Below are 18,418 nucleotides of genomic sequence, written 5' to 3' on the forward strand. Positions count from 1 at the left end.
TATCGGCGGTTAACCACTCGTTGTCAATACTTCTTAACTTCTTAACCCTCGCCCACTTTCAATAAGTCGCCATGCAATTACATACAGTACGGTAACAAACAAAATCAGCATTGAAAACGTGATCCATAACGGCACGTCTGTCACGCCCAAAAATCCATAACGAAAACCGTTAATCATATAAACGATTGGATTAATTTTTGAAATCCACTGCCAAAAGTCTGGTAGCATAGTAATGGAATAGAAAACACCTCCAAGATAAGTTAATGGTGTTAATACAAATGTTGGAATAATGCTTATATCATCAAATGTCTTGGCAAATACCGCATTTAATAAACCAGCTAATGAAAACAGAATTGAGGTCAATAGTAATGTACAAACAACAAATAACCAAGAATGCACTTCATAACGAACAAAAAATAGTGATACGATCGTCACTAAAATACCAGTTAAAATACCGCGCATCACGCCACCACCAACATATCCCAAAATAAGAATATGCGTGGGTACAGGCGCTACCAATAATTCTTCAATGTTATGTTGAAATTTAGCGCTAAAAAAGGATGAACAAACATTGGTATAAGAATTGGTAATAACGGACATCATAATTAATCCCGGCACAATAAATGCCATATAGCTAAATCCCCCCATTTCACCAACACGAGAGCCAATTAAATTACCAAAGATGATAAAATAAAGAGACATTGTAATTACTGGTGGAATTAGCGTTTGAACCCAAATTCTTAAAAATCGTGTCACTTCTTTACGCCAAATACTTTTTAAGGCAATCCAATATAAATTATTCATCAAATATCACCTTTTTGTTTAGTATCATTGTGCAATAGATCAACAAATAACTCTTCTAACCGATTTGCTTTATTTCGTACGCTGATCACTTTAATACTTTGTTGATTTAGTTGTTCAAATAATTGGTTTAACCCATGTTGCTTATCTACTTTGACTTCTAACATTCCGGCTTCAACATCAGAATAATTGTAGCCTCGTAATTTAATTGGCTCAGATGTAGGGACATAATCAATAACAATGGTTTCAGATTGGCTTTTAGCCAATAGAGCACGCATTGAAGAATTCGCAATCAATTGACCTCTCTGAATAATACCGATATTTCGACATAGCATTTCGGCTTCTTCTAAATAATGGGTGGTTAAAATAATTGTGATACCCTGCCGATTGATTTCACGTAAAAAATCCCACATAGAACGGCGTAATTCAATATCAACACCTGCGGTTGGTTCATCAAGAATTAATAATTTAGGCTCATGCACAAGCGCTCTGGCTATCATTAATCGCCTTTTCATGCCACCAGATAACATGCTAGCTCGACTGTGGCGTTTGTCCCATAAATCTAAAATTCGCAAATACTTTTCAGCACGCTCTAATGCAAGCTTTCGAGGCAATCCATAATAGCCACCTTGATTAGTAACTATTTGTAGCACTTCTTCAAATTGATTAAAATTAAATTCTTGTGGCACAAGCCCTAATTGTCTTTTAGCATTGACAACATCTTTATCTAAATCATAACCGAAAATCTTAACTTGTCCGGATGTTTTGGTGACTAATGAGCTAATAATACCTATAGTTGTTGACTTTCCAGCACCATTTGGCCCCAGCAAGGCATAAAAATCGCCGGCCTGTACAGTTAAATCGATACCTTTTAATGCTTCTATACCATTTTTATAGATTTTTTTGAGCGATATTAGCTCAAGTGCAGGAATTGATGACATGAATGTATCCTAAGTGAATCAATTGCTATTTAAATAATATGATATCATGTTAAATCAATTGACAATATAATCAATCAATGTAAGGGTCTTTTTAATTTTATTTATATCAATGAGAATAAATTATAATTGCAAGATCATAACGCATATTATTATTGATTGAGCACAAACAGTGTAGTTTTAAGTTTCAAGCTGTGTGCCTTTATCGTTGAAGGAATAAGTAGCATGTTTAAAATTGGGTTAGTTTCAGTATCAGATAGAGCTTCAAGTGGCGTTTACCAAGATGAAGGCATTCCATCATTAGTTTCATGGTTACAAACCGCATTGAAAACGCCTTTTACAACCGAAAATCGTATTATTCCTGATGAGCAAGCTGTCATTGAACGAACATTATGTGAGCTTGTGGATAATCTACATTGCCATTTAATTTTAACCACCGGAGGTACTGGTCCTGCAATTAGAGACGTAACACCTGATGCGACACTTGCCATCTCTGATCGGGTGATGCCAGGATATGGAGAGCAAATGCGTCAAATCAGCTTACATTTTGTACCAACTGCAATTTTATCAAGACAAGTTGGTGTTATTCGTAAAAAGTGTTTAATCATAAACCTACCTGGCAGACCAAAATCAATCAAAGAAACACTTGAAGGACTTAAAGACAATCAAGGAAATGTAATTGTTAATGGTATCTTTGCCAGCATTCCCTATTGTATACAACTATTAGAAGGCCCTTACATTGAAACTCATGATCAAATAGTTAAATCTTTTCGCCCTAAAGATGCAATTAAATCAAAACTTTAATTTTATGCAAATTTAATGCATAATTATTTATACAGTAATTACTGCTAATACTTTTAAAATGACTGGAGTTATTTTTGTTTAAATAGCAAGAAAATTTTATTATAAGTGTTATAACTTCATGTATTAGAAAAAGACAGTAACAAAATAAAAGCCAAGGAACATTATGAGACAAGCTAATCTCACTAAAACTTTTAAAGAGATGCTTCTTCAAGAGAAGTTTAGTTCGCAAGTAGAAATCGTACAAGCGCTACAAGAACAAGGTTTTGATAATATCAATCAATCAAAAGTTTCACGTATGCTAACCAAATTTGGCGCAGTAAGAACTCGAAATGCAAAATCCGAAATGGTCTATTGCTTACCTGCTGAAATCAGCGTACCAACTACAAGTAGCCCATTAAAAAACTTAGTGATTGATATCGATTTTAATAGTTCAATGGTGGTGATACACACCAGCCCTGGTGCAGCCCAACTCATTGCTCGGTTACTCGACTCAATTGGTAAATCTGAAGGTATTTTAGGTTCAATTGCAGGTGATGATACAATTTTTAGTACACCAACTAAAGAGTGTACAGTAAAAAAATTGTATCAAACCATTATCGAATTGTTTGAACGAGAATTATAGTGGTTGCAATTTCCCCATATTACACCTAATAATTTTTAACATTTAACCTGTTGACACAATTAATAAAATAGTTAATCTTATATAACGCTGACTTCGTTACAGAAGTTGCAAAACGAAGAGGCGCATTACTCAGGTAAATCATTTTAGGTACTGGAATCATTAATAAATGATTGAGGGGATGTAATGCCGAGGTTTGATTGCCTATCCAGAAGCTATCAAATCGACTGCAAGGGCTGAATCCCTTGGGTTGTCACCTTAACAGGTGGAGCACTTCAGGGTTTGTACTTTTTTAATTGTAAATAGGACACACCCGCTCTAACTCTGTTAAAAATAAAAATTTTTAATATGAGGAATCCATGGAAACATCATTTGTAATTGCTAAATTTGGTGGTACTAGCGTTGCTGATTACCCTTCAATGGTAAATAGTGCCAATATTGTAATAACTAATCCTAACGTAAAAGTTGTGGTACTATCGGCATCTGCTGGCGTAACAAATTTGTTAGTCGCATTAGCAGAAGGACGTGATGCCGATGTTCGATCTCAACATATTGCAAAAATTCAATCGATCCAATACAACATCTTAGAACAATTACCTGAAAATCCTGAACTACGAACTGAAATTGACAAAATCATTGCTAATATAGCGTCTTTGTCTGAAGCCGCAAGTTTAGCTACATCACCAGCATTAACTGATGAGCTAGTTAGCCACGGTGAAATTATGTCTTCAAAACTGTTTGTCGAAATATTGAAAGAAAAACAAAAAAATGCCATATGGTTTGACGTCCGTAAAGTTATGCGCACCGATGATAAATTTGGTAAAGCCACACCTAAAATTGAAGATATTAAACAGCTTTGCTGTGCGCATTTAAAATCACTAAACAGTCATAGCATCGTTGTAACACAAGGATTTATCGGTAGTGAAAGTTCAGGCAAAACCACCACTTTAGGCCGTGGGGGCAGCGATTATACCGCAGCGTTATTAGGTGAAGCATTAAATGCAACTCAAATTGACATTTGGACTGATGTTGCAGGAATTTATACTAACGATCCTCGCATTACGCCAGCAGCTAAACGCATTGATGAAATATCTTTTGCTGAAGCAACTGAAATGGCAACGTTTGGCGCAAAGGTACTACACCCTGCAACACTAGTACCAGCAGTACGTAGCAATATCCCTGTTTTTGTTGGTTCAAGTAAAGCACCTCAAGAAGGAGGAACTATTGTTTACAACACTAATAGCATTACATCTAAATTACCAGTATTTAGAGCGTTAGCACTACGTCGTAAACAAACATTGTTAACACTTACTAGTTTAAATATGCTACATGCTCAAGGTTTTCTAGCTAATGTGTTTACGATATTAGCCAAACATAATATTTCAGTTGATTTAGTCACAACATCAGAAGTTAGTATTGCATTAACTATCGATACAACAGGCACTAACACCAATGGTAACAGTTTATTAACGAAAGCATTATTTGATGAGCTGTCAACAGTGTGTCATGTCACAGTTGAAGAAGATTTAGCTCTAATTGCTATTATTGGAAATAACCTAACTTCAACACAAGGTATAACAAAAGAAGTGTTTGGTGTATTAAATGACTTTATTATTAGACTTTGCTGTTATGGGGCAAGTACTCACAATCTTTGCCTATTAGCAAAAAGCAATGACGCAGAATCAATTATTAAAATTCTGCATAAAACAATTTTTGAATCATAATATTAAAAGGGAGATTAGCGCTCCCTTCTTCAATCAAAACAAATTTTAATATTTAGACAGTCACTTTAAAATAAATTAACTTTCATTAAAAATGATTATAAAATATTATTAATGAATCAATAATTTTTTAACTTTGTATTCATAACATTAACATTTAGATTAAACCATCTTACTTCTTTATTATAATTAGTTATTACTATATTTTGAATATGATTTATTACTCTTAATTAATCGATTAAAACTATTAAATTGAACATCAACTTCTGTTAGATTTTTTAATTAATTTGAGTAAACTAAAATTAATTTCAATAACAAGAGGAAATTACCATGGGTATTATAAGTTGGATAATTCTAGGATTAATTGCCGGCTGGATTGCCAAGTTTTTTATGCCATTAGGAAGTGTAGGTGTAATTAAAACAATTTTATTAGGCATTGCAGGTGCTTTAGTGGGAGGCTATATTAGTACTTTCTTTGGTTGGGGTAGTGTTACAGGATTTAACTTCCCTAGTTTGTTAATATCAGTACTTGGTTCGATTATACTCATTTATATTTTTCGCCACATAAAAAAATAATTTATTTCCTATTAAATTGGCGGTTTTCCCGCCAATTTAAATAACGCTTAAGTTTTATGCAATTAGATATATCATCCTTTTTAGTTCAAAGTTCGTAATAAGTAATTTCGTCATATCCAGAATTTTGTTATATTATTTACTTAAACCAATCAATTTCAACTTGTAGATTATAATGTTAAAAATATTCAATACATTAACCCGAGAAAAGGAAATCTTTCAGTCTATTATCCCGAATAAAGTTGGACTATATGTTTGTGGTGTGACAATTTACGATCTTTGCCATATTGGTCATGGGCGTACTTTTGTTGCATTCGATGTTATTGCACGTTATTTACGTTTTTTAGGTTATGATTTAACTTATGTGCGTAATATTACTGATGTTGATGACAAAATCATCAAACGTGCACTCGAAAACGGCGAGAGTTGCGATCAACTTACCGATCGAATGCTACAAGAAATGTATGCAGATTTTGATGCACTGAATATAAAACGCCCTGATATAGAACCACGTGCTACTCATCACATGCAGCAAATCATCCAATTAGTTGAAAAATTAATTACCAAAAATCACGCTTATATTGCCGATAATGGCGATGTAATGTTTTCAGTAGACAATGATCCGAATTATGGTATTTTATCGCGACAAAATTTAGAACAGCTACAAGCTGGCGCTCGTGTTGATGTGGTTGATGTTAAACGTAATCCAATGGATTTTGTGTTATGGAAAATGTCAAAACCGAATGAACCAAGTTGGGATTCGCCATGGGGTAAAGGTCGCCCAGGTTGGCACATTGAATGTTCGGCGATGAATAGTTATCAGTTAGGTAATCATTTCGATATTCATGGTGGCGGTTCTGATTTAATGTTTCCACATCATGAAAATGAAATTGCCCAATCAACCTGTGCGCATAATGGTCAATATGTCAATTATTGGATGCATTCAGGCATGGTTATGATAGACCAAGAAAAAATGTCAAAATCACTCAATAATTTTTTCACAATTCGCGATGTACTAAAACATTATGATGCCGAAACAGTGCGTTATTTTTTACTATCAGGCCATTATCGTAGCCAACTCAATTATAGCGAAGAAAATTTAAAGCAAGCGAGAATAGCACTAGAGAGACTCTATACAGCCCTACGAGGCACCGATCCAACTCATCCACACATGACGCCTGACAGCAATTATTATCGCCAATTTTGTGATGCAATGGATGATGACTTTAATACGCCAGAAGCTTATTCAACTCTTTTTGATTTAGCTCGTGAAATTAATAAAGCCAAAGCTGATAATAATATGTCACTTGCTAATGAATTAGCTGCTGAATTACGTTATTTATCCGCTGTACTTGGATTATTAGAGCAAGATCCCATTAAATTTTTACAAGGTGATCAGCAAGATGATGTTGATGTTGCATTAGTTGAGGCATTAATAAAACAACGCAATGAAGCCAGAGTAAGTAAAAATTGGGCACAAGCCGACGAAGCTCGCGACAAATTAAATGCAATGAATATTGTGCTTGAAGATGGCGCGAATGGAACAACATGGCGCAAAAAAAGTTGATATTCTCAAAATCAAAATTTTGATGAATAAATAAAATAACGCACTAAAAGTGTCAATTAAAAATAACACCCACAATTCTGCGGGTGTTTCTATTTGTGATCATCGTAACGTTTTATCAATCGAAGTTAAAATACCACGCAAAATATTCAGTTCCTGTTGTTCAATGCGTGCGCGCGTAAACAATCTTCGCAAACGTCCCATAATTTGCCCCGGATGGTTGACATTAATAAAGCCTGTGTGTAATAAAGTTTGTTCTAAATGCTGGTAAAAACGCTCTATATCGGCATCAATAGGAAATTCAGTTTCGGACAGATTCGCATTTTTTTGCTCTGATATGTTATTTTCAAGATTTAACATTGACATACGAATTTCATAACACAAAACTTGCACCGACATGGCAAGGTTTAAAGAACTATAATCAGGATTAGCAGGAATGCCAACATGATAATGGCACTTTTGCAATTCTTCATTGGTTAAACCGACTCGCTCGCGACCAAAGACCAAAGCAACCTTAGCGCTGGCATTAGTTGCTTCTTGAATAATCTTATCACCACATGTCTTTGGGGTTAAATGTGGCCATTGCAAACTACGAGAGCGGGCGCTAGTGCCAATCACTAGAGTACAGTCGGCAATCGCTTGTTCAAGTGACGAAAAAATTTGCGCATTTTTAATAATATCACTCGCACCTGCCGCTAGCGAAATTGATTGAGAATCAGGCTTGATGACTGGATTAACTAAACAAAGATTCGTTAATCCCATGGTTTTCATTGCTCTTGCAGCAGAGCCCATATTACCTGTATGAGATGTTTCGACCAAAACAATCTTTATATTATCTAAATAACTCACATTATCCTCATTCATTAAAAAAATCTTATAACGTACAATACACTAAATACTTATTGATACAGTATATATTAAAATTATAGTAAAATCAGTTTCAGTCCCACTGTTATGCAATAACTAATTAATAGAATCTATTTTTAAATTAAATTCACAAAAATGTAATTAATAACGAATATCTTATTGACGAATCTAAAATAATTTGCCAATGTAATGATAGCAATCTTTAAAAAGGTTAGATTTATTGAGAAAAAAACGGAGGTCAACTATGGCGTTAAGTATTACCAGTAAACAAATGGATATTACCCCTGCCATTCGTAGCTATCTAGAAGATAAGTTTTCGAAGTTAGATAAATGGAGAGCACATCTAATCAATCCTCATTTTATTTTATCCAAAGAACCAGATGGATTTATTGTTGATGCAACAATAGCTACCAAAGGAACACCATTAGTTGCATCTGCCAAACATATTGACATGTATGCTGCAATTAATGATCTTATTGATAAACTTGAAAAACAACTTAATAAGCTGCAACATAAAGGGGAAGCTCGCCGTGCAGCTAGCAGCATAAAAGATGCAGTATTAGAAGAGGAAATTTAATTAATTTATTTTCTCAATTTAATAAAAAGGCACTTTAATGGTGCCTTTATTTTTTTGCTTGTTATAATACAAACTATCTTTTTTTAAATATCTAATGAAAATGACTGCAAACCCTTTATTACCTTTACGAGATAAGATTAATAAACTAGATAAAACGTTGTTAGAACTTATTGCTGAACGTCGCAGACTCTCGACGCAAGTAATTCATACTAAAATTGAAGCAGACATTCCTGTACGTGATATTGAGCGTGAGCGTTTACTTATAAAGTCCTTAATCAATCAGGGGAAAAATTATCATCTTGATGATGTGTTCATAAAACGCTTATATCAATTAATTATCGAAGATTCTGTACTATTACAACAAAAAATATTACAAGAAAAGCTTAATCACGGTACTAGTGCCACTGCCAAAGTTGCCTTTTTAGGTCCCAAAGGATCTTATTCGCATTCAGCTGCTCGCCGCTATGCTAGCACTCACTTAGATGAAATGATTGAATTAGGCTGTTCAACCTTTAAAAATATTTTTGAGCAAGTCGAAAATGGTGCGGTAGATTATGGCATTTTACCAATAGAAAATTCTAGCTCAGGCTCGATTAATGAGGTTTATGATTTATTGCAAAAAACCAATTTGCACATTATTGGTGAGCTTTCTTTACCTATCGATCATTGCGTTCTCGCTATACCAAATTCACAACTTGAGCAAATTAATACTATTTATAGTCATCCACAACCATTCCAGCAATGCAGTAACTTCCTAGAAAACTACCCTCATTGGAAGATTGTATATTGCGACAGTACTTCATCAGCAATGGAAACTGTTGTTAAATTGAATCAACCTAATGTTGCAGCAATGGGTAATAAAGATGGCGGTGAATTATATGGACTGCAAGTCCTTGAACATAATTTTGCTAATCAAAAAGACAATATTACGCGTTTTATTGTGTTGGCACGCCAGCCGATTGAGGTTTCGGATCAAATTCCAGCTAAAACCACAATTTTAATGAAGACTGGTCAACAAGCAGGTGCTTTAGTTGATGCCCTATTAGTATTACGTAATCATAATATCGTCATGACTAAACTTGAGTCGCGTCCAATTCATGGTACACCATGGGAAGAAATGTTTTATATTGATTTGCAAGGCAACATCCATTCTTATGAAATGCAAACAGCACTCAAAGAACTAGCATCAATGACGCTATATACTAAGGTGCTCGGATGCTATCCAAGTGATTCAATTGTTGCGGTAATGTAATGACTATGACAATGCAACATTTTTCACAAGCGGTACTTAACTGGTATGAACAGTACGGTAGAAAATCGCTACCTTGGCAAATCGAAAAAAGCCCTTATCATGTTTGGTTATCAGAAGTCATGTTGCAACAAACTCAAGTTGCAACTGTTATCCCTTACTTTAACCGTTTTATTGAACAATTTCCCAAGGTAACTGACCTAGCAAAAGCTTCAATAGATGATGTATTGCACCTTTGGACAGGTCTTGGCTATTATGCAAGGGCACGTAACTTACATAAAGCAGCCCAAATGATTGCTGAAAAGTTTAATAGTGAATTCCCAACACAATTTGACGATGTCATTGCTCTACCCGGCGTAGGGCGTTCAACTGCTGGGGCAATTTTATCACTTTCACAAAATCAGCATTATCCCATTTTAGATGGCAATGTAAAACGTGTTTTAACCCGATATTTTGCAGTTGAAGGCTGGCCTGGTATTAAAACTGTTGAAAATAGGCTCTGGCAATTGAGTGAGCGAGTTACACCAAAAAATGATGTTGCAAAATTTAATCAAGCCATGATGGATATTGGAGCAACAGTTTGTACTCGCTCTAAACCTAAATGCACTTTATGTCCTTTACATAATCATTGCCTTGCCTATAAAACTGAAAGTTGGCAAAAATACCCAACAAAAAAACCTAAAAATACTATTCCTGAAAAAATAGCCTATTTTTTAATGCTTGAATATCATAAAGCTATTTGGCTCGAAAAAAGACCAGCGTCTGGCATTTGGGGAGGGCTATATTGTTTACCTCAGTTTTCAAGTAAACAAGCGTTAACTGACTGGTTAAAAAAATACGGAATTGAAACAACCAAGCCAAAGCAACTCATTGCCTTTCGCCACACATTTAGCCATTTTCACTTAGATATTATTCCTATCCATTGTGTTATCACTAAATATAAAAAATGTTGGGATGAATCTTGTGGCTATTGGTATAACCTCAAATCTGACAATGCCAAAATAGGACTAGCAGCTCCTATTTATAACTTATTAAAACAAACAACTTATTAACGCCTCTTTATCAGTATCTAGGTTATTTTTCGTATATAATTACCGATTATTTTTAATGATATTCTATTATGCAAAGCAAACCACATCAAAGTTTATCTAGCTACTTAGTCTTTTTAATGGCATTTGCTATTGGTATTACTATTGCCAGCAATTATTATGCGCAGCCGCTATTACATTCGATTACACATGATCTGCATATAAAAGTAGAAAATGCAGGATCAATCATTATGGCTGCGCAATTTAGTTATGCTGTTGGCTTACTTTTTATCGCACCACTTGGCGATAAATTGGAGCGTAAAAGGCTGATTATTATTTTAATGATATTATCCACTTGTGGACTTATGGTAAGCGCTTTATCTCAAAATATATGGATGCTTATCATAGGCACAGCTATGACAGGGCTATTTTCAACGGTAGCTCAAGTTTTAATTCCTTTTGCCGCTACGCTATCAAAACCAGAGCATCGTGGTAAAATTGTGGGCATGTTAATGAGCGGTATGCTACTAGGTATTTTATTAGGTAGAACCTTTGCTGGTATCATTTCAACAATTGCTGATTGGCATGACGTGTATTGGATTGCAACAGGTATGATGACCATTGTGACGCTATTACTCTGGATTTCTCTACCTAGTTACCGTAGTGATATTAACATTAATTATTTTAAGCTGTTATGGTCGATTGCTTTATTATATAAACAAGAACCAATACTTAGAATTCGTTCACTATTAGCCATTATATCATTTGCACTATTTTCACTATTATGGACACCGCTTGCCTTTTTGTTAACTAATGCACCATACCACTATTCTGATTTTATTATTGGCTTATTTGGACTTGCTGGTGCGGCTGGGGCAATGGGATCACCAATAGTAGGAAAATTGTCAGACAAAGGCAAAGGTTTTATTGCAACCACTATTGGGTTATGCTTATTACTGTTATCTTGGTTGCCACTCTCGTTAGCCCAATATTCAATTTATGCCTTAATTATTGGCGTGATTTTATTAGATTTTGCCGTACAAGTTACCCACGTCTCAAGTATGAATGCCATTTATCAAATTAGGCCCGAAGCACGCAGCCGAATGAATACAGGTTATATGGTATGTTATTTTATTGGCGGAATGCTAGGATCTGTGGGTTCGACCTATTTATTTAGTCATTACGGATGGATAGCGATAATCATTGCAAGCACGTCTTTGGCAATATTAGGTATCATTTGCTGGCTTTTTTATACTAAAACGCATTCCTATTAGAAACTTTTTGACAAAAATCACAGTAATAAAATGTCAACCTAGATCAAATATGCATAGCATATTTGATCAATTGTTTTTTTAATAATGAGCTATGATTAATAGCATTCATACCAATGGTTCTTAATGTCTTTTTCAGCACATTATCACCATTAAACATATCTTGAATAGTTCGCATGGCTGTTAACATAACTAACGTATCTTTACGACGGTTAAACTCAAATGACTTCAAATTATTTACAAGTCCAATATCTTTTTGTGTATCAAGTGATTTTTTAATGGCCGAAACTAATAAAGCTGAGTCTTGAAAACCTAAATTTACACCTTGTCCAGCTAAAGGATGAATCGTGTGCGCAGCATCACCAATAAGTACTAGGCGGTGTTTAACAAATTGTTTTGCAAAACGCGCTTTTAATGGAAATACCATGCGCGGGTTAATTAATTTGCATTTGCCTACCTTATCACCCGTTAACGCTAATAATTCATTTGAAAATTCAGATTCACAAAGCGAGGACAACATTGCTGCATTATCAGGTTTAGTCGACCAAACTAAGCAACTTTTATATTCATCCCAAAGAGGAAGAAAAGCGATAATCCCATTTGGATAAAACATTTGTCTAGCACAAGATTGATGTGGATACTCAGTTTCAACAGTTGTAATAAGAGCATGATGAATATAATCGCGCTCAAAAACAGAAATATTTTCGCATCTACGCACCCAAGAGTGAGCACCATCAGCACCTATCATTAATTTAGATTGTAAAACAGTTTTATCAGCAAGCGTCAAAAAGGCAAAATCATCATTAAATGTACAATCAATGGCTTCACAACCAAAAATATTAATATTGGAGCAATTTAAAGCATATTGGTAAAGATAATGAGAAATCACATTATTTTCGATTATATATCCAAGATTAGGATAGTCATAATCTTTGGCATGAGCAGACAAATGAGCTTGACCATATTTTTCCCATACACCTATTTCGGTAAATTCTTGTACACGTTGACTTGCGCATAAATCATCCCATATACCGATTTGTGAAAAATACCGTTGACTTGCACCATTAATAGCTGAAGCTCTAATACAAACTTCTTCATGTGGCAAGGATTCATGCTGATGAATTTTAGTATCTATAATTGCAATATTTAGAGCATATTGACTAAGTGCGCATGCAGTTGCTAACCCAACTAATCCACCACCAACAATTGCTACATCAAAATGAATATTCATACCTATAAGTACAATTATTTATTATCTAACTTATCATCATTTTTTGATTCGACTTCGTCATCATTCATCGCTTTTTTAAAGCCTTTTAATGCTGAACCCAGATCCGAACCTAAATTACGTAATTTTTTGGTACCAAATAATAAAACAACTACAGCAAGAAACACTAAAAGATGTGGAATACTAAAAGACATAATCAACTCCTCTCAATAAATACAAGTCTCTATTTAGGATAGGCTCTAAAACAGATTTTATAGAATATTATTATACTCTTTTTATGATGGGATTTCATGAATAGTTCAAGAACAAAAAAAGACCTGTATAAAACTATACAGGCCAACATGAAATATAAGGAATATAAGGAAAGAAAACAATGAAAAATCCTTACCCTTCTTATTATCCGTTTTTTTTCGCACTAGTCAACGTTTTTATTTTTTTAATTTACTTATCCATAACATAACAATAAAACAACAAATCAAAATAAAACAAACAAATAAATAGAAAGGTGACACTTGATCAATATCAAAATTAGATTGAAAAAACAAATATAAACATTAAAATAAACAATTTTTACAGAAAAAACACAAATTAAAAACAGAAAAAAATTAATTTGTGTTTTTTTAAACCATTTTCCATAAACAAAAATATGCAATAAGAAAACAAATTAATATAAAAATAAAAAGAATTCCATTAATTTCCTATATTATGGATTTATACAAAATTATTTTAAAATACACTATAATCAATCAACTTATGCAAGAAATAATGAGTCAAAGATGAATACAATTAAAAATAATAATGTTAAAACTTTCAAAGATAGATTACATAGCTCAATGCAAGGTTTATCTGTTTCTGCTTTCGCTAAAAAATGTGATATGTCAGAAACGGTAATCCGAGATTATTTATCGGGGAAAACATACCCATCACTGACACGCTTAGAAGTCATTGCTGAAAAATGTAATGTTTCTTTTAATTGGCTTGCTACGGGACATAGACTAGAATTTGTAGACTCCAAAAATGATGAAGATGTTTACAATGAAAATATTTATCGTATTCCTGTTTATAAAAAACAGCTACCAACAAAAGAAGAAGCACAAAAAGAACGTTTTGTTAGAGAAACCCCTCCGGTAATGAATTATCCTATTATTGAAGGTTGGGTTAAACACCGTGGTTTAGATGCTAAAAAATTAATTATATATTGGGCCAAAGGTGATTTAATGTCACCAGAAATAAAAAATAATAACGGTCTAATCCTTAACACTGAAGTGAGTGACATCGTTGATGGAGCAATCTATTTAATTGAATATGAAGATATTACTTTCTTAAGAAAGGTACGTTTAACTCTCGATGGGTGGCTGTTAATTTGTAACAATAGCCAACACCCTACAATTGAAGTACCAAAAGCAGACTTTCATAAATATCATATTGTTGGTCGTGTTGTACTTATCATTAAAGATATTTATTAATGTCTTTAATCGCTATATATTAACTCTCAAGATATAATCAAAAACGAGGGAATATTAAACATTTTATTCCCTCCTAATTTCTATGATGCTTATAACTTAAATAATAACAGTTAAATAGTTAACTCATGTTTTTTAAATTTCATGTAGCATATTAGTGCAAAAATAATTTGTAGTTATTTGCATTACCCCATTTTTTCTATATTATTTATAATATTATCAATAAATAATCTTATTATTAACTAGGCCTAACATGTATCGATTTTTTGAAAAATTAGTGTCATCTTATCCGACAGATGAACCTCGTCCTATGGCTAAAAATTTTTTTAGTTTCATATGGCAATCAACTAAAGGAACTCGTTTATTTTTACTACTATTAATTATTTTTAGCGCGTTAGGTGGAGCTTTTGAAGCCTTTTTATACTCAGCCCTCGGTAAAGTTATTGATTGGCTTTCGATTGTTGAACCTAGCAAATTTTGGCAACAAGAAAAAACAACATTAATACTATTAACCTTAATTATCCTATCCAGTACAATTATTATTGGATTACAAACTATTATTAAACATCAGTGCCTAGCAGGAAATTTTCCGATGCGAATGCGCTGGAATCTACATAGGTTAGTACTTAACCAAAGTATGCGCTTTTTTCAAGATGAATTTGCTGGAAGAATATCAGCAAAAGTCATGCAAACAGCACTAGCGGTTCGCGATACGTGTTTCTTAGTGGCGGATATTTTCATCTATGTCATAATCTCGTTTATTACTATGGCAACAATCATCGGCCAATTAGATATTTGGTTATTAATGCCATTTATGTGTTGGTGTCTGATTTATGGAATTGCCATGTATTATTTTATTCCCCGATTAAGTAAAGTGGCTAGTATGCAGGCTAATGCTCGTTCTACGATGACAGGAAGAGTGACCGATGCCTATACCAACATTATGACAGTAAAACTATTTTCTCATGCAGGCAATGAAGCAAAATATGCGCAAGAATCAATGGATGATTTTTTAGTTACTGTTAACAAACAAATGCGTCTAGTCAGTAGTTTTGAAATTGTTAATCATTTATTGTCTATTTTATTAGTGTTAAGCACAACAGGCGTTGCATTGTGGTTATGGATAAATCAATTCATTGGTGTTGGTGCAATTGCAACAACAACAGCTGTTGCACTTCGTTTAAATGGTTTTTCACACTGGATTATGTGGGAAATGGCCGCCCTATTTGAAAATATTGGGGTTGTTAAAGATGGTATTAATACTTTTTCAGCAACTAAAACAGTTGTTGATCAACCCAATGCAACATCACTCACTGTTACTCAAGGAAAAATCGAATTTAAACACATTTATTTTGCGTATGACGAAAAGCAACGTCATTCAGTCATTGAAAATTTTGATTTAACAATTAAGTCTGGTGAAAAAATCGGATTAGTTGGTCGTTCTGGGGCAGGTAAATCAACACTTATCAATTTATTACTTCGCTTTTACGATTTACAAAGTGGCAAGATTGTCATTGATGGTCAAGATATTACGGCTGTTAGCCAAGAAAGCCTACGAGCTCAAATTGGTATGGTGACACAAGATACTTCATTATTGCATCGAACAGTTCGAGAAAACTTGCTTTATGGTAACAATCACGCTACTGAAAAACAAATGATTGAAGCAGCCCAAAAAGCACATGCAGACAATTTTATTCAAACCCTCATTGATGCAAGGGGTAGAACTGGATATGACGCATTTGTTGGTGAGCGAGGCATAAAATTATCTGGCGGCCAAAGACAACGTATTGCAATTGCTCGCGTTATCCTAAAAAATGCTCCTATTTTATTATTAGATGAAGCAACAAGTGCGCTGGATTCTGAAATTGAACAAGCAATCCAAGAAAGTTTATACACTTTAATGGAGGGTAAAACCGTTATTGCCATTGCTCATCGGCTATCAACCATTGCAGCAATGGATAGATTAGTCGTACTAGATCAGGGAAAAATCATCGAACAAGGAACACACCAAGAATTACTCATGAAAAATGGATTATATGCACAGCTTTGGAAACATCAAAGCGGCGGATTCTTAGCGGCTAATATTTAATTTTATGCTTTACCGTTAAATAATTTTTAGGACACATATTTATTTTAGATAAAACTTATGTGTCCTTCTTAGGAAATTATTATTGAATAAAGTTTTTATAAAATTCCGATTCAAAACGCATAATGGCACTATTTTGGGGTTCGCTTTGATTATCAGCGTGATAACCTGATAATAACTGCACGAAAGCCACATACTTGCCATCGGATTTTTGGATAAATCCAGCCAAATTATAGCAACCTTGAATATAACCTGTTTTGGCCAGTATTGTTTCTTTAAAAGGTGCTTGATTAAAGCTCTTACGATTTAGCAAAGTACCATCAACGCCTGCAATTGGTAGCATTTCAATAATTCTTAATTGCGCATTATTAGCTGAAATATATTGTAAAATTTCCATTAACTTGTCAGCACTTACTAAGTTCAATCGAGATAATCCAGAACCATCAACAATAACTAAGTTCTCTAAATTTATCCCTGCTTTTTTGCGTAAAATTTGCTTAACAGCATCGCCACCATTACGCCATGTACCTTGAACATTATAATAATGAGCACCTAACGTTCTAAAAATTGCATCTGCATATAAATTATTTGATTTTTTAAGCATCACCGTTAATAGCTCAGAAAGCGGTTCTGATTGGCTAGATGCTAACAAAGTCAACTGAACATTAGTCCTTTGATTACGTTCTAAAAGTGAACCTGTATACGTTATTTTTTGCTGTTTGAGCTCATTTTTTAAAATAGTAGAAAAATACTCCACCCCATTAATTACCGCAAACTTTAACGCTGTTTTATCCGAGCTTGCAGCAATGCATCCCGATAGATGGTAACGGTTTTTATCTGAATAGGTAACATCTAATTCACAATACTTATCATTGAGATCTTTACTATTTTTAGCTATGGTTTTCACATTTCCCGTCACCAAGACAGGAATGTTAGACGACGTAGATATTGTGGCTTGCCCCCCTACTTTACCTGGCATCACTGTTGCATAGAAACAATTATCATCAATAATCGCTGCCGATGGCGGAGCACTGTAACAAGCTGTTAAATTATTCCACGCCCATCCCTCAGCTTTATCATGACTGGTAAATATTGAAGTATCTAAAATCACATTTCCTGCAATTTTTTCAATACCTTTTTTACGCAGTTCAACAATCATATTTTTTAATTTTTCTCGGGTAAATGTTGGATCTCCACTTAATTGAATAATAAGATCACCACTTAACTGTTTATTACTTATTGAACCATTGGTTTGCATACGAGTTATAAATCGGAAATCACGTCCTAATTCAAGCTCTGCGGCTAAAGCAGTTATAACCTTTTGAGTACTTGCAGGCTGTTTAAACTGATCACTTTTATATTTTGCTAAAGTCTTAGGTTTACTTTCTACAGACTGGACCAAAATAGATAAATCACTTCCTTTAGGCAAAGAAGATATATAAGGCTCTACCGAAAGTGCATGCAATAATCCAGTAAAAAAAGGAAGAAGAAATAAAATAATTACTTTAAATTTTGTCATGAATTTTAGCTCAAAATTGTATTAACTTAAAACAGTTAAATGTAAGTTGCAAATATAACTTTTTTTGATTTAGCTAGCAATATATACTCAACCACTTTTATAATTACGAT

Annotated in this window: 17 protein-coding genes and 1 riboswitch; of the genes, 11 read left to right on the plus strand and 6 right to left on the minus strand. The window is 33.9% G+C overall.

The features are described 5' to 3' along the window. Window positions 1-33: 33 nt before the first annotated feature. Together ACYH9I_RS04210 and ACYH9I_RS04215 are read right to left on the minus strand one after the other, a co-directional pair. Window positions 34-804, minus strand: coding sequence for an ABC transporter permease (locus tag ACYH9I_RS04210; protein WP_483559163.1), 771 nt, complete (start codon window positions 802-804; stop codon window positions 34-36). After that, window positions 804-1,742: an ABC transporter ATP-binding protein gene (locus ACYH9I_RS04215; RefSeq protein ID WP_483559164.1), complete on the minus strand. Its 939-nt coding sequence runs from the start codon at window positions 1,740-1,742 to the stop codon at window positions 804-806. Before ACYH9I_RS04215 ends, ACYH9I_RS04210 begins: the two co-directional genes overlap by 1 nt. Before the next feature lie 222 nt (window positions 1,743-1,964). Between ACYH9I_RS04215 and mog the strand changes: the two genes are divergently transcribed. The 5 genes from mog (at window position 1,965) to cysS (ending at window position 7,023) form a co-directional block, all read left to right on the plus strand. Continuing rightward, window positions 1,965-2,543: a molybdopterin adenylyltransferase gene (mog, locus tag ACYH9I_RS04220; protein WP_483559166.1), complete on the plus strand. Its 579-nt coding sequence runs from the start codon at window positions 1,965-1,967 to the stop codon at window positions 2,541-2,543. 163 nt (window positions 2,544-2,706) lie between these two features. Beyond that, window positions 2,707-3,165, plus strand: a complete 459-nt coding sequence (gene argR / locus ACYH9I_RS04225; protein ID WP_483559168.1) for a transcriptional regulator ArgR — start codon at window positions 2,707-2,709, stop codon at window positions 3,163-3,165. A 107-nt stretch (window positions 3,166-3,272) separates the two neighbouring features. Continuing rightward, window positions 3,273-3,446: riboswitch (Lysine riboswitch) on the plus strand. Window positions 3,447-3,521: 75 nt separating this feature from the next. Continuing rightward, window positions 3,522-4,886 (plus strand): lysine-sensitive aspartokinase 3, encoded by a 1,365-nt coding sequence (lysC, locus tag ACYH9I_RS04230; RefSeq protein ID WP_483559169.1) that lies wholly within the window; start codon window positions 3,522-3,524, stop codon window positions 4,884-4,886. 327 nt (window positions 4,887-5,213) lie between these two features. Beyond that, a complete protein-coding gene (locus ACYH9I_RS04235; protein WP_483559170.1) occupies window positions 5,214-5,459 on the plus strand; it encodes a GlsB/YeaQ/YmgE family stress response membrane protein in 246 nt (81 codons plus the stop codon). A gap of 172 nt (window positions 5,460-5,631) precedes the next feature. Then, entirely contained in the window at window positions 5,632-7,023 is a 1,392-nt protein-coding gene (gene cysS / locus ACYH9I_RS04240) for a cysteine--tRNA ligase (protein WP_483559172.1), read from the plus strand. Window positions 7,024-7,122: 99 nt separating this feature from the next. On the opposite strand, the gene trmJ is transcribed toward cysS, so the two are convergent. After that, window positions 7,123-7,884, minus strand: a complete 762-nt coding sequence (gene trmJ / locus ACYH9I_RS04245) for a tRNA (cytosine(32)/uridine(32)-2'-O)-methyltransferase TrmJ (protein WP_483559173.1) — start codon at window positions 7,882-7,884, stop codon at window positions 7,123-7,125. 247 nt (window positions 7,885-8,131) lie between these two features. Between trmJ and raiA the strand changes: the two genes are divergently transcribed. The 4 genes from raiA (at window position 8,132) to ACYH9I_RS04265 (ending at window position 12,015) form a co-directional block, all read left to right on the plus strand. Beyond that, a complete protein-coding gene (raiA, locus tag ACYH9I_RS04250) occupies window positions 8,132-8,464 on the plus strand; it encodes a ribosome-associated translation inhibitor RaiA (RefSeq protein WP_483559174.1) in 333 nt (110 codons plus the stop codon). Window positions 8,465-8,564: 100 nt separating this feature from the next. Continuing rightward, complete coding sequence (pheA, locus tag ACYH9I_RS04255) at window positions 8,565-9,716, plus strand: bifunctional chorismate mutase/prephenate dehydratase (protein WP_483559222.1); 1,152 nt, start codon at window positions 8,565-8,567, stop codon at window positions 9,714-9,716. A 5-nt stretch (window positions 9,717-9,721) separates the two neighbouring features. Then, on the plus strand, window positions 9,722-10,765 hold the full coding sequence (gene mutY, locus ACYH9I_RS04260; RefSeq protein WP_483559224.1) for an A/G-specific adenine glycosylase: 1,044 nt from the start codon (window positions 9,722-9,724) through the stop codon (window positions 10,763-10,765). Between the two features lie 68 nt (window positions 10,766-10,833). Next, the gene (locus tag ACYH9I_RS04265; RefSeq protein ID WP_483559175.1) at window positions 10,834-12,015 is read left to right on the plus strand and encodes an MFS transporter; all 1,182 of its coding nucleotides are present in this window, start codon (window positions 10,834-10,836) and stop codon (window positions 12,013-12,015) included. Between the two features lie 43 nt (window positions 12,016-12,058). On the opposite strand, the gene ACYH9I_RS04270 is transcribed toward ACYH9I_RS04265, so the two are convergent. Together ACYH9I_RS04270 and tatA are read right to left on the minus strand one after the other, a co-directional pair. Then, window positions 12,059-13,243 carry an FAD-dependent monooxygenase gene (locus tag ACYH9I_RS04270; protein WP_483559176.1) on the minus strand — a complete coding sequence of 395 codons (1,185 nt, stop codon included), beginning with the start codon at window positions 13,241-13,243 and terminating at the stop codon, window positions 12,059-12,061. A 14-nt stretch (window positions 13,244-13,257) separates the two neighbouring features. Then, window positions 13,258-13,437 carry a Sec-independent protein translocase subunit TatA gene (gene tatA, locus ACYH9I_RS04275; RefSeq protein ID WP_483559226.1) on the minus strand — a complete coding sequence of 60 codons (180 nt, stop codon included), beginning with the start codon at window positions 13,435-13,437 and terminating at the stop codon, window positions 13,258-13,260. 579 nt (window positions 13,438-14,016) lie between these two features. On the opposite strand from tatA, the gene ACYH9I_RS04280 reads away from it, so the two are divergent. Together ACYH9I_RS04280 and ACYH9I_RS04285 are read left to right on the plus strand one after the other, a co-directional pair. Then, a complete protein-coding gene (locus tag ACYH9I_RS04280) occupies window positions 14,017-14,706 on the plus strand; it encodes a LexA family transcriptional regulator (RefSeq protein WP_160401940.1) in 690 nt (229 codons plus the stop codon). 250 nt (window positions 14,707-14,956) lie between these two features. Then, on the plus strand, window positions 14,957-16,792 hold the full coding sequence (locus tag ACYH9I_RS04285; RefSeq protein WP_483559178.1) for an ABC transporter ATP-binding protein: 1,836 nt from the start codon (window positions 14,957-14,959) through the stop codon (window positions 16,790-16,792). A gap of 79 nt (window positions 16,793-16,871) precedes the next feature. On the opposite strand, the gene dacB is transcribed toward ACYH9I_RS04285, so the two are convergent. Continuing rightward, the gene (gene dacB, locus ACYH9I_RS04290) at window positions 16,872-18,308 is read right to left on the minus strand and encodes a serine-type D-Ala-D-Ala carboxypeptidase (protein WP_483559179.1); all 1,437 of its coding nucleotides are present in this window, start codon (window positions 18,306-18,308) and stop codon (window positions 16,872-16,874) included. Window positions 18,309-18,418 lie beyond the last annotated feature (110 nt).

The organism is Gilliamella sp. X-23 (assembly GCF_057063545.1).

Bases quoted from the DNA above. Each gene is read 5' to 3' on its own strand.
- ACYH9I_RS04270 (WP_483559176.1), bottom strand. From the start codon at position 13,243: ATGAATATTCATTTTGATGTAGCAATTGTTGGTGGTGGATTAGTTGGG.
- ACYH9I_RS04280 (WP_160401940.1), top strand. From the start codon at position 14,017: ATGAATACAATTAAAAATAATAATGTTAAAACTTTCAAAGATAGATTA.
- cysS (WP_483559172.1), top strand. From the start codon at position 5,632: ATGTTAAAAATATTCAATACATTAACCCGAGAAAAGGAAATCTTTCAG.
- argR (WP_483559168.1), top strand. From the start codon at position 2,707: ATGAGACAAGCTAATCTCACTAAAACTTTTAAAGAGATGCTTCTTCAA.
- ACYH9I_RS04235 (WP_483559170.1), top strand. From the start codon at position 5,214: ATGGGTATTATAAGTTGGATAATTCTAGGATTAATTGCCGGCTGGATT.
- lysC (WP_483559169.1), top strand. From the start codon at position 3,522: ATGGAAACATCATTTGTAATTGCTAAATTTGGTGGTACTAGCGTTGCT.
- mog (WP_483559166.1), top strand. From the start codon at position 1,965: ATGTTTAAAATTGGGTTAGTTTCAGTATCAGATAGAGCTTCAAGTGGC.
- ACYH9I_RS04265 (WP_483559175.1), top strand. From the start codon at position 10,834: ATGCAAAGCAAACCACATCAAAGTTTATCTAGCTACTTAGTCTTTTTA.
- mutY (WP_483559224.1), top strand. From the start codon at position 9,722: ATGACAATGCAACATTTTTCACAAGCGGTACTTAACTGGTATGAACAG.
- ACYH9I_RS04210 (WP_483559163.1), bottom strand. From the start codon at position 804: ATGAATAATTTATATTGGATTGCCTTAAAAAGTATTTGGCGTAAAGAA.
- ACYH9I_RS04285 (WP_483559178.1), top strand. From the start codon at position 14,957: ATGTATCGATTTTTTGAAAAATTAGTGTCATCTTATCCGACAGATGAA.
- dacB (WP_483559179.1), bottom strand. From the start codon at position 18,308: ATGACAAAATTTAAAGTAATTATTTTATTTCTTCTTCCTTTTTTTACT.
- pheA (WP_483559222.1), top strand. From the start codon at position 8,565: ATGACTGCAAACCCTTTATTACCTTTACGAGATAAGATTAATAAACTA.
- raiA (WP_483559174.1), top strand. From the start codon at position 8,132: ATGGCGTTAAGTATTACCAGTAAACAAATGGATATTACCCCTGCCATT.
- trmJ (WP_483559173.1), bottom strand. From the start codon at position 7,884: ATGAATGAGGATAATGTGAGTTATTTAGATAATATAAAGATTGTTTTG.
- ACYH9I_RS04215 (WP_483559164.1), bottom strand. From the start codon at position 1,742: ATGTCATCAATTCCTGCACTTGAGCTAATATCGCTCAAAAAAATCTAT.